Origin of the sequence: Sphaerotilus sp., from assembly GCF_013299175.1 — a bacterium.
In the GTDB taxonomy this organism is placed as follows: Bacteria; Pseudomonadota; Gammaproteobacteria; order Burkholderiales; family Burkholderiaceae_C; genus Sphaerotilus.
In genome coordinates, this window is sequence record NZ_JAAFKF010000118.1 from 1 (window position 1) to 10842 (window position 10842).

The following is a 10842-nucleotide window of genomic DNA, read 5'->3' on the forward strand; positions in this document are numbered from 1 at the left end:
GGCGTAGTGCGTGAAGCTGTCGGTCGCGTCGAGCACATGCTCGGAGAACTTCTGGCCCAGGTCGGCCATCTGCTCCTGGATCCCGGCGAAGCGGGCCTTGGCCTCGCCCTGCAACTCGGCGCCGGACAGCACGAAATCGCGCAGCCAGTGCGACAGCGCCTGCTGGCGCGGGGCGCTCAGGGTGGCGGCGGACGGGCTGGCGGCGATCGCCTTGTACTTGGTGTAGAGCCGCTTGTCTGCCCCTTGGCGCGTGTAGAACTCGGTGATGCGCGGCAGGTTCTCGTTGAACGCGGCGCGCAGTTCGGGCGTGTCGGCCACCCCCTTCAGGTGACCGACCGCTCCCCACGCGCAGCCCAGCCGCTCCGTCGCCACCGACAGCACCTTCGACAGCGTGTCGTAGTCGGCCGGGGTGTCGGGTGCCACGGCGGTGTCGAGGGCGGCCTCGGCGTCGGCCAGCAGCGCGTCGAGTGCCGGCGTGACGTGCTCGGGCCGGATGGCGTCGAACAGCGGCAGCGGTTGGGCGGAGAGCAGGGGGTTCGTGGAGGTCGTGTCGGTCATGGGCGTTGAGTGCGTTGGGCGGTGTGCCTCAGGTGGCGCTGGCGGCAGCGCGTTCCGCGGCTTCGATCGTGTTGACCAACAACATCGTAATGGTCATCGGCCCGACCCCACCGGGGACCGGGGTGATCCAGCCCGCCACTTCCTTCACGCCGTCGAAGTCCACGTCGCCGCAGAGCTTGCCTTCGTCGTTGCGGTTCATGCCCACGTCGATCACCACCGCGCCCGGCTTCACCATGTCCGCCGTCAGCACGTTGCGCTTGCCCACGGCGGCGACCACGATGTCGGCTTGCCGGGTGTGGAAGGCCAGGTCTGCGGTGCCGCTGTGGGTCACGGTCACGGTGGCGTTGGCGGCCAGCAGCATCATCGCCATCGGCTTGCCGACGATGTTCGAGCGGCCGATCACCACCGCATGTTTGCCGCGCAGATCCTGCATCCCGATCGACTCCAGCATCTTCATGCAGCCGTAGGGCGTACACGCCTTGAAGCCGACCTCGCCCACCATCAGCGCACCCGCCGAGGCGATGTGAAAGCCGTCCACGTCCTTCAGCGGCGAGATGGCTTCGATGACCTTGTGGTCGTCGATGTGCTTCGGCAGCGGCAGTTGCACCAGGATGCCGTGGATAGCCGGGTCGTTGTTCAGCGCGTCGATGCGGGCGAGCAGCTCGGCCTCGGTCATGGTCGCGTCGTACTTCTCCAGCACCGAGTGCAGCCCGCTGTCGGCACACGCCTTGACCTTGTTGCGCACATAGACCGCGCTGGCCGGGTTCTCGCCGACCAGGACCACCGCCAGACCGGGCGTGACACCGCGTTCCGTCAGCGCCGCAGCGCGTTGCGCCACTTCGGCGCGGAGTTGCTTGGACAGCGCGTTGCCGTCGATGGGTTGGGCGGTGGCGGGCATCTGGACAGGTTCCTTGGAATGAAAAAGGCCGCTGTCGAGCGGCCTTGCAGGGGAAGTGCGTGGGGTGTGGGTGCAGCGGGTCGCGGGCGGCCGGGCGCTTCAGGGCTTGGCCGTCGCACCGAGCGCGATCTTCAGCAGATCGGCGACAGTGTTGGCGTTGAGCTTTTCCATGATGTTCGCCCGGTGCGCTTCCACCGTCTTGATGCTGATGCCCAGGTCGTCGGCGATCTGCTTGTTCAGGCGGCCAGCGACGATGCGCTCCAGCACCTGCGCTTCGCGGGTCGTCAGGCGCGACAGCAGGGCGTCGCGGCTGGCTTGTTCCTGGTGGGTCGAGAAAGCGGAACGGGCGCGGTCCAGCATGCGCTCGACGAGGCCGACCAGCTCCTCTTCCTTGAAGGGCTTCTCGATGAAGTCCTCGGCGCCCTTCTTCATCGTCGTCACCGCCATCGGCACGTCGCCGTGGCCGGTGATGAACACGATGGGCAGGGGGCTCTTGCGCTCCAGCAGCCGGTCCTGCAGCTCCAGCCCGCTCATGCCATCCATGCGGATGTCGGCGACCAGACAGGCCACTTCGCGCGGATCGAACCGGGACAGGAATGCCTCGGCCGAGTCGAAGCACTTGACGCGGTAGTCCTTGCCTTCGAGCAACCACTGCAGCGAATCGCGCACTGCTTCGTCGTCATCGACGACGTAGACGGTGCCTTTTTTGGGGATCAGGCTCATGCGTGTTCAGTGGGTTTCGGAGGGTTTGGAGGAATCGCCGGCAGTGCCGACGGGCAGCATGAAGGAGAAACGGCAACCCGTGATGCTCTCGGCATTGTAGAGGTTCTCCGCCTTGATCCGCCCCTGGTGGGACTCGATGATCGAGCGGCACAGCGACAGCCCGATGCCCATGCCGTCGGCCTTGGTGGAGAAGAAGGCTTCGTACAGGCGCTGGCTCACATCCTCTTTCAGACCGGGTCCGGCGTCGGTCACGCTGAACTCGATCACGCCGCCCATTTCCGGCGTATGGCGGGGGACGACACGCAGCTCGATCGTGCGCCGCTTCGGGGGCATCTGGGCGTTGTCGATGGCCTCGGCGGCGTTTTTCAGCAGGTTGAGCAGCACCTGCTCGATCAGGATCGGATCGACCTGCAGCACCGGCAGCCGCTGCGCCACGTAGCTGTGGATCGCCACGTTGCGCCGGCGCAGCTCCAGCCCGGCCAGCTCCAGCGTGTCGTCCACGATGTCGGCGGCGCGGGTGGGCTGGCGCTGCGGTTCGCTGCGTTTCACGAACTGGCGGATGCGGTGGATGATCTGGCCGGCGCGCTGGGCCTGCTTGGCGGTCTTTTCCAGCGCGGAGACCAGATCCTCGTCCCGCAGGGTGCCGGCGCGCTGCCGGGTGAGCATGCCGCTGCAGTAGTTGTTGATGGCCGCCAGCGGCTGGTTCAGCTCGTGCGCGACGGAGGAGGCCATCTCGCCCATCGTCACCAGCCGGCTCGTGGCCTGGGCGCGCTCGATCTGGTGGGCGGTCTGCTCCTCCATGCGGCGGCGGGCGGTGATGTCGGTGGCGATGAGCATCTGCGCGAGCCGGCCGTCGGTCCATTGCAGGTAGCGCGGGCGGGCGTCGAACCACTTCTGCTGCACGTCGCTGAACACTTCGCGCGCGTCGGCGCTGGAGTCGTCCATCTCGGCGGTGGGCAGGCCGCCCATGCCGTCCACGGCGTCGCTCAGCTCGTCCACCGACTTGGGCGGGCGACCGGCCAGCAGCGTGTGCCAGTGCGCGTCGCCGCCGAACCAGAGCCGGTAGGTCCGGTTGGCGAACAGCAGCTCGCCCGTCTGCACCGACAGCACCGACACCGCCGCGTCCAGTCCCTCCAGCACGGTGGTGAAGCGTTCATGCGAAGCGGTGAGCTGGTCGCGGATGCGCTTGGCTTCGGTGATGTTGGTCATCGAGGTCATCCAGCCGGTCTGGTGGCCGCGGGGGTCGATCAGTGGCGAGACGTACATGCGGGCGTCGAACTGCGTGCCGTCCTTGCGCTGCACGCGCACCTCGATCCCGCCGGCCGGGCTGCGGCCCGCGAGTTCTTGTTGCAGCAGGCGCGAGCTTTCCTCCATGCGCTCGGGCGGCCAGTGCGGAAACGGTGGCAGCCGGCCGATCAGCTCCGCCTCGGTGAAGCCGGTCATCGCGCAGAAGGCGGGGTTGACGTAGGTGATGCGGCCGTCCTTGTCCATGGCGCGCATGCCGGTGAGCATGGAGTTCTCCATCGCCCGGCGGAAGTTGGTCTCCTGCACCAGCGCACCCTGGATCTGCAGCCGCCGGCGCATGTGGCGCCAGGTGCCGAACAGCATCCACAACGTCAACGCCGACAAGGCCAGCACCATCCAGAACAGCGTGTTGCCGACGAGTCCCACCGAGGTGAGGTGGCCCTCGCCACGCAGCGTCACGCCGTGGTCCACGGGCGCGAACGGCACGTTGTAGGTCAGTCCAGGGCTGGGGCGGTGCTGGCGGCTGACCGCACTGGCCGCACTGGCTGCACTGAAGGTGGTGGCCATCACCTCGCCCTCGGCGTTCAGCAGCGAGATGACCCGCCGTTTCGACACCTCCGGCGGCACGCCACTGCGCAGCAGCTTGTCGATTGAGTATTCGGCCATCAGCGTGCCAGCGAAATTCCCGTGGTCGATCAGCGGGACGTGGACCTGGAAGACGATCAGGCGGTTTTCGTGTGGAAAGGGCCGCGAGTACACCGGCAGGCGCAGGGTGCTGGCGTCGCTGAAGGCGGCCAGGGTGGCGTTCAGGCGCGGGGCGTCGTGGCTGTCCGTGCTGTCCGGCGTGCCCAGGCGCGGCATGGCGGCCACGAGGTCCGGCGAGACGTACCGCGCCACGACCTGCCGCTGCTGGCCCAGCCAGGTCAGGCTGACGATCTCCGGCCGATTCCGCATCAGGGACTCGGCCTGCCCGACCAGTTGCTCGCGGTCGATGGTGCGGGTGACGAGGTCGCGCGCCAGCAGCACGATCTGCTCCTGGTGGTCGATCAGGCGCAGGCGGATCTGCTGCTGCACCAGCTCGGCGTCGCGCTTGACCGACTCGACTTCCCGGTCACGTTCTTCGGTTCGCAGATACCAGAAGGCCGCGACGATGGCCGCCAGGAAGAGCAGCACCGACAGCAGCGGCCCCAGCGTGGCCATGCGGTCCTGACGTGAGGGTGACAGGCGGCGCCACCACGACCACAGGCGCCGCAGGGGTCGGGTTCTTCCACCCAGGCTGGGCGGGCGGTTGGGGAGAGACAGAGGCATCCGGGGATTATCGGGGTGGTGCCTCAGCGACTCGATTGCCGGAAACGCCGCTTTGTATTTCATATTATGAAATCATTCGGCGCCATTTGAAATATCAAGCCCGATGTGCGAGACTTCTGCCCCATACCCCGATGGAGGGGTGCGCCTGACCACCGATGCATGCCCATTCCGATGGGAATCGGCGGTCTATCCCTGACGCTGCAGAACGAGGAGACACCATGTCTGCAATCCCCCAAGGCCAGCCCGGTGCGGCCAATCCCGATTCCGATCCCCAGGAAACCCGCGAGTGGATGGACGCGCTGTCGGCCGTCATCCAGGCCGAAGGGGGCGAACGTGCCCACGCGCTGCTGGAGCGGCTGCTGGACCACGCCCGCCAGAGCAGCATCGACATGCCGTTCTCGGCCAACACCGGTTATGTGAACACCATCGCACCGGACCACGAGGAACGCTGCCCCGGCAACATCGAGATCGAAGAGCGTTTGCGTGCGTACATGCGCTGGAACGCGATGGCGATGGTCGTGAAGGCCAACCGCCACAACCCGGAAGACGGCGGCGACCTGGGCGGCCACATCGGCTCCTTCGCGTCGCTGGCCCACATGTTCGGCGCCGGCTTCAACCACTTCTGGCACGCGGAATCCGAGAACCACGGCGGTGATTGCCTGTACATCCAGGGCCACGTTTCGCCCGGCGTCTATGCGCGTGCTTACCTCGAAGGCCGCCTGACCGAAGAGCAACTCCTCAACTTCCGCCAGGAAGTCGATGGCAAGGGCCTCTCCAGCTACCCGCACCCGAAGCTGATGCCCGAGTTCTGGCAGTTCCCGACCGTCTCGATGGGCCTCGGCCCGCTGATGGCGATCTACCAGGCGCGTTTCCTGAAGTACCTGCACGCCCGCGGCATCGCCAACACCGAGAACCGCAAGGTCTGGGTGTTCTGCGGCGACGGTGAGATGGACGAAGTCGAGTCGCTGGGCGCCATCGGTCTGGCCGCCCGCGAGAACCTCGACAACCTGGTCTTCGTCATCAACTGCAACCTGCAGCGCCTGGACGGCCCGGTGCGCGGCAACGGCAAGATCGTCCAGGAACTCGAAGGCGAGTTCCGCGGCGCGGGCTGGAACGTCATCAAGCTCTTGTGGGGCAGCGAGTGGGATGCCCTGCTGGCCCGCGACAAGGACGGCGCGCTGCGCAAGCTGATGATGGACACGCTGGACGGCGACTACCAGGCGTTCAAGGCCAACGACGGCGCCTACGTCCGCAAGCATTTCTTTGGCCGCGACCCGCGCACGCTGGAGATGGTGGCCAAGATGTCCGACAACGACATCTGGAACCTGAAGCGTGGCGGCCACGACCCGCAGAAGGTCTACGCGGCCTACCACCAGGCGGTCAACCACAAGGGCCAGCCGACGGTGCTGCTGATCAAGACCGTCAAGGGCTTCGGCATGGGCAAGGTCGGCGAGGGCAAGAACACCGTCCACCAGACAAAGAAGCTGATCGACGAGGACATCAAGGCGTTCCGCGACCGCTTCAACATCCCGGTGCCGGACAGCGAGCTGGCGAACATCCCGTTCTACAAGCCGGCCGACGACACCCCGGAAATGCAGTACCTGCACGCCCGCCGCAAGGCGCTCGGCGGCTACCTGCCGCACCGCCGCACCAAGGCCGACGAACACTTCACCGTGCCCTCGCTCGACACCTTCAAGGCCGTGATCGAGCCGACCGCCGAAGGCCGCGAGATCTCGACGACGCAGGCGTATGTCCGCTTCCTGACGCAACTGCTGCGCGACAAGGCGCTCGGCCCGCGTGTCGTGCCCATCCTCGTCGATGAGGCGCGCACCTTCGGCATGGAAGGCTTGTTCCGCCAGATCGGCATCTACAACCCCGCGGGTCAGAACTACACCCCGGTCGATAAAGACCAGGTGATGTACTACCGCGAGGACAAGGCCGGTCAGATCCTGCAGGAAGGCATCAACGAAGCCGGCGGCATGTCGAGCTGGATCGCGGCGGCCACGTCGTACAGCACGTCGAACCGGATCATGGTCCCGTTCTACGTCTACTACTCGATGTTCGGCTTCCAGCGCATCGGCGACCTGGCCTGGGCGGCGGGCGACATGCAGGCGCGCGGCTTCCTGCTGGGCGGCACGTCCGGCCGGACCACGCTGAACGGCGAAGGCCTGCAGCACGAGGACGGCCACAGCCACATCCTCGCCGGCACGATCCCGAACTGCGTCAGCTACGACCCGACCTTCGCCCATGAGGTCGCGGTGATCATGCAGGACGGCCTGAAGCGCATGGTCGAGAAGCAGGAAAACGTCTTCTACTACCTGACGCTGCTGAACGAGAACTACCCGATGCCCGGCCTGACGGCTGGCACCGAGGCGCAGATCATCAAGGGCATGTACCTGCTCGAAGAAGGCGCCGCAGCGGTCACGCCACGCGTCAACCTGCTGGGTTCGGGCACGATCCTGCGCGAGTCGATCGCGGCGAAGAAGCTGCTGGAAGCGGACTGGGGCGTGGCGGCCAACGTGTGGAGCTGCCCGAGCTTCAACGAACTGGGCCGCGATGGCCAGGCCGCTGAACGCTACAACCTGCTGCACCCGATGGAGGCGGCGCAAGTCCCGTTCGTCACGCAGCAACTGCAGCCGCACGCCGGCCCGGTCATCGCCTCGACCGACTACATGAAGGCCTACGCCGAGCAGATCCGCGCCTTCATCCCGCAAGGCCGCGCCTACAAGGTGCTGGGCACGGACGGTTTCGGCCGCAGCGACTTCCGCGGCAAGCTGCGCGAGCACTTCGAGATCAACCGCCACTACATCGTCGTCGCCGCGCTGCGTGCGCTGGCCGATGAAGGCACGGTGCCGGTGTCGAAGGTGGCGGAAGCCATTGCCAAGTACGGCATCAAGGCCGACAAGATCAACCCGCTGTACGCCTGACCGTACCTCTGCAATTCAGTACACGGAGACACAACATGGCATTGATCGAAGTGAAAGTCCCGGACATCGGTGACTTCAAGGACGTGGCGATCATCGAGGTGCTCGTCAAGGTGGGTGACACCATCAAGGCGGAACAGAGCCTGCTGACGGTCGAGTCGGACAAGGCGTCGATGGAGATTCCGTCGTCGCATGCGGGCGTGGTGAAAGAGCTGAAGGTTGCGCTTGGCGACAAGATCAACGAGGGCACTGTCGTGGTGATGCTGGAGGTGGCCGGGGCGGTTGCTGCGGCGCCTGCACCGGCTCCGGTGGCTGCGGCTGCCACCGTGGCTCCCCCTCCCCAACCCTCCCCCGCTGGGGGAGGGAGTCATGCGGCTTCGGTTTCGGGTCCGGTCGAGGTGTTCGTTCCGGACATCGGCGACTTCGACGAAGTGGCCGTCATCGAGCTGCTGGTCAAGGTCGGCGACACCGTTGCGGCCGAGCAGAGCCTGATCACGGTCGAGTCGGACAAGGCGTCGATGGAGATCCCGTCGTCGCACGCTGGTGTGGTGAAGGAGTTGAAGGTCGGGCTCGGTGACAAGGTGAAGAAGGGGTCGCTGGTCGTGGTGCTGGAAGGTACTGCGGGTGCGGCTGTGACGTTGGCTGTTAACCCTCCCCCAGCGGGGGAGGGCAGGGTGGGGGCCTCGGTAGTAGCACAAGTTTCGCCTTCGGCTTCACCCCCACCCCAACCCTCCCCCGCTGGGGGAGGGAGCCAGACAGTGGTGGCGGTGGCCGTGCCTGCGCATGACCCGACCGCCCCGGCGCTCAACCTGCCGCACGCCTCGCCGTCGATGCGCAAGTTCGCCCGCGAACTGGGCGTGCCGCTGGCCGAGGTCAAGGGCTCCGGTCCCAAGGGCCGCATCACCGAGGCCGACATCCAGGGCTTCGTCAAGGGCGTGATGGCCGGCGCGGTGCAGACCGTCGCCCAGAAGGCTGCCGCGCCTGCCCCGGCTCCCGCTGCGGCGGCTGGCGGCGCCTTCCCCGGCCTGCTCGCCTGGCCGAAGGTGGACTTCGCCAAGTTCGGCCCGGTCGAGCGCAAGGACCTCTCGCGCATCAAGAAGATTTCGGGCGCCAACCTGCACCGCAACTGGGTGATCATCCCGCACGTCACCAACCACGACGACGCGGACATCACCGACCTCGAAGCCTTCCGCGTGGCGACGAACAAGGAAAACGAGAAGTCCGGCGTCAAGGTCACGATGCTGGCCTTCATGATCAAGGCGGCGGTCGCGGCGCTGAAGAAGTTCCCCGAGTTCAACTCGTCGCTCGACGGTGATCAGTTGGTGCTGAAGAACTACTTCCACGTCGGCTTCGCGGCGGACACGCCCAACGGCCTCATGGTTCCGGTGATCCGGGACTGCGACAAGAAGGGCATCTTCCAGATCAGCCAGGAAATGGGCGAACTGGCCAAGAAGGCCCGCGACGGCAAGCTCGGCCCCGCCGAAATGACCGGCGGCTGCTTCTCGATCTCGTCGCTGGGCGGCATCGGTGGGCGGTACTTCACGCCGATCATCAACGCGCCGGAAGTGGCGATCATGGGCGTGTGCAAGAGCGCCATCGAGCCGAAGTGGGACGGCAAGCAGTTCCAGCCGCGCCTGATGCTGCCGCTGTCGCTGTCGTGGGACCACCGCGTCATCGACGGCGCGTCCGCCGCCCGTTTCAACGTCTACTTCGCATCGCTGCTGGCGGACTTCCGCCGCATCGTGCTGTGATCGGAAGGAACTGACATGGCATTGATCGAAGTACAAGTCCCGGACATCGGCGACTTCAAGGACGTGGCGATCATCGAGCTGCTGGTGGCGGTCGGCGACACGGTGAAGGCCGAGCAGAGCTTGCTCACGGTCGAATCCGACAAGGCGTCGATGGAGATTCCGTCGAGCCACGCGGGCGTGGTCAAGGCGCTGAAAGTCGCGATCGGCGACAAGATGAACCAGGGGAGCGTGATCCTGGTACTGGACAGCGCCGAAGCGGCTGCGGCTGTGAACCCTCCCCCAGCGGGGGAGGGCAGGGTGGGGGCCTCGGCAGTGGCACAAGCTTCGCCTTCGGCTTCACCCCCTCCCCAACCCTCCCCCGCTGGGGGAGGGAGCAATGCGGGGAGCTACGCTGGTGCAGCCGATGTGGAGTGCGACCTGCTCGTGCTTGGCGCTGGTCCTGGCGGCTACTCGGCGGCGTTCCGGGCGGCGGATCTGGGCCTGAAGGTCGTCATCGTCGAGCGTTACGCGACGCTGGGCGGCGTCTGCCTGAACGTGGGCTGCATCCCGTCGAAGGCGCTGCTGCACGTTGCCGCCGTGATGGACGAGGTCTCGCACCTGGGTGATCTGGGCGTCGAGTTCGGCGCACCGAGTCTGGACATCGACAAGCTTCGCGGCCACAAGGACAAGGTCATCGGCAAGCTGACCGGAGGACTCGCCGCGATGGCCAAGATGCGCAAGGTCACCACCGTGCGCGGCGTCGGCCAGTTCCTCGACCCGTACCACGTCCAGGTCGAAGAGACCAAGGGCGCGGGCACGGAGCGAGCGGGCGGCGCCAAGGTCGTCAAGTTCAAGCACGCCATCATCGCAGCGGGTTCGCAGGCCGTGCGCCTGCCGTTCTTCCCGCAGGATGAGCGCATCGTCGATTCGACCGGGGCGCTCGCGCTCCAGGCCGTGCCGAAGAAGATGCTCATCGTGGGCGGTGGCATCATCGGCCTGGAAATGGGCACCGTCTACAGCACGCTGGGCGCTCGCTTGGACGTGGTGGAAATGCTCGACGGCCTGATGCAGGGCGCTGACCGTGACCTCGTGAAGGTCTGGCAGAAGATGAACGCCAAACGCTTCGACAAGGTCATGTTGAAGACGAAGACGGTCGGCGCCGAAGCCACCCCCGAAGGCATCAAGGTGCAGTTCGAGGGGTTGGACGGCACGAAGAGCGAAGGCGTCTACGACTTGGTGCTGCAAGCCGTGGGCCGCACGCCCAATGGCAAGAAGCTCGCCGCTGACAAGGCGGGCGTGGCGGTTACGGATCGGGGGTTCATCAACGTGGATATCCAGATGCGCACCAACGTGCCGCACATCTTCGCCATCGGCGACATCGTCGGGCAGCCGATGCTGGCGCACAAGGCGGTGCATGAGGCGCACGTCGCGGCGGAAGTCATCGCCGGCACGCTGC

General features: G+C 66.4%; 6 protein-coding genes and 1 pseudogene. 3 read left to right on the forward strand and 4 right to left on the reverse strand.

All coding sequences use genetic code 11. The annotated features are described in order from the left end of the window. The 4 genes and pseudogenes from QZW52_RS16500 to QZW52_RS16515 form a co-directional block, all read right to left on the reverse strand. Nucleotides 1-558: pseudogene (locus QZW52_RS16500) on the reverse strand (oligopeptidase A); the annotation flags it as partial. A 28-nt stretch (nt 559-586) separates the two neighbouring features. Continuing rightward, nucleotides 587-1456 (reverse strand): bifunctional methylenetetrahydrofolate dehydrogenase/methenyltetrahydrofolate cyclohydrolase FolD, encoded by an 870-nt coding sequence (folD, locus tag QZW52_RS16505; RefSeq protein ID WP_294000757.1) that lies wholly within the window; start codon nt 1454-1456, stop codon nt 587-589. 99 nt (nt 1457-1555) lie between these two features. Beyond that, the gene (locus QZW52_RS16510) at nt 1556-2179 is read right to left on the reverse strand and encodes a response regulator transcription factor (RefSeq protein ID WP_294000759.1); all 624 of its coding nucleotides are present in this window, start codon (nt 2177-2179) and stop codon (nt 1556-1558) included. A 6-nt stretch (nt 2180-2185) separates the two neighbouring features. Next, nucleotides 2186-4732, reverse strand: coding sequence for a PAS domain S-box protein (locus tag QZW52_RS16515; protein WP_294000761.1), 2547 nt, complete (start codon nt 4730-4732; stop codon nt 2186-2188). Between the two features lie 218 nt (nt 4733-4950). Between QZW52_RS16515 and aceE the strand changes: the two genes are divergently transcribed. The 3 genes from aceE to QZW52_RS16530 form a co-directional block, all read left to right on the forward strand. Further along, complete coding sequence (gene aceE / locus QZW52_RS16520) at nt 4951-7659, forward strand: pyruvate dehydrogenase (acetyl-transferring), homodimeric type (protein ID WP_294000763.1); 2709 nt, start codon at nt 4951-4953, stop codon at nt 7657-7659. 35 nt (nt 7660-7694) lie between these two features. Continuing rightward, nucleotides 7695-9407, forward strand: a complete 1713-nt coding sequence (aceF, locus tag QZW52_RS16525) for a dihydrolipoyllysine-residue acetyltransferase (protein ID WP_294000765.1) — start codon at nt 7695-7697, stop codon at nt 9405-9407. Between the two features lie 15 nt (nt 9408-9422). Next, nucleotides 9423-10842: dihydrolipoyl dehydrogenase family protein (locus tag QZW52_RS16530; protein WP_294000766.1), on the forward strand; the 1420-nt coding region annotated here is incomplete at its 3' end.

Coding starts and splice junctions, on each gene's coding strand:
- folD (WP_294000757.1), bottom strand. CDS start 1,456: ATGCCCGCCACCGCCCAACCCATCGACGGCAACGCGCTGTCCAAGCAA.
- QZW52_RS16510 (WP_294000759.1), bottom strand. CDS start 2,179: ATGAGCCTGATCCCCAAAAAAGGCACCGTCTACGTCGTCGATGACGAC.
- QZW52_RS16515 (WP_294000761.1), bottom strand. CDS start 4,732: ATGCCTCTGTCTCTCCCCAACCGCCCGCCCAGCCTGGGTGGAAGAACC.
- aceE (WP_294000763.1), top strand. CDS start 4,951: ATGTCTGCAATCCCCCAAGGCCAGCCCGGTGCGGCCAATCCCGATTCC.
- aceF (WP_294000765.1), top strand. CDS start 7,695: ATGGCATTGATCGAAGTGAAAGTCCCGGACATCGGTGACTTCAAGGAC.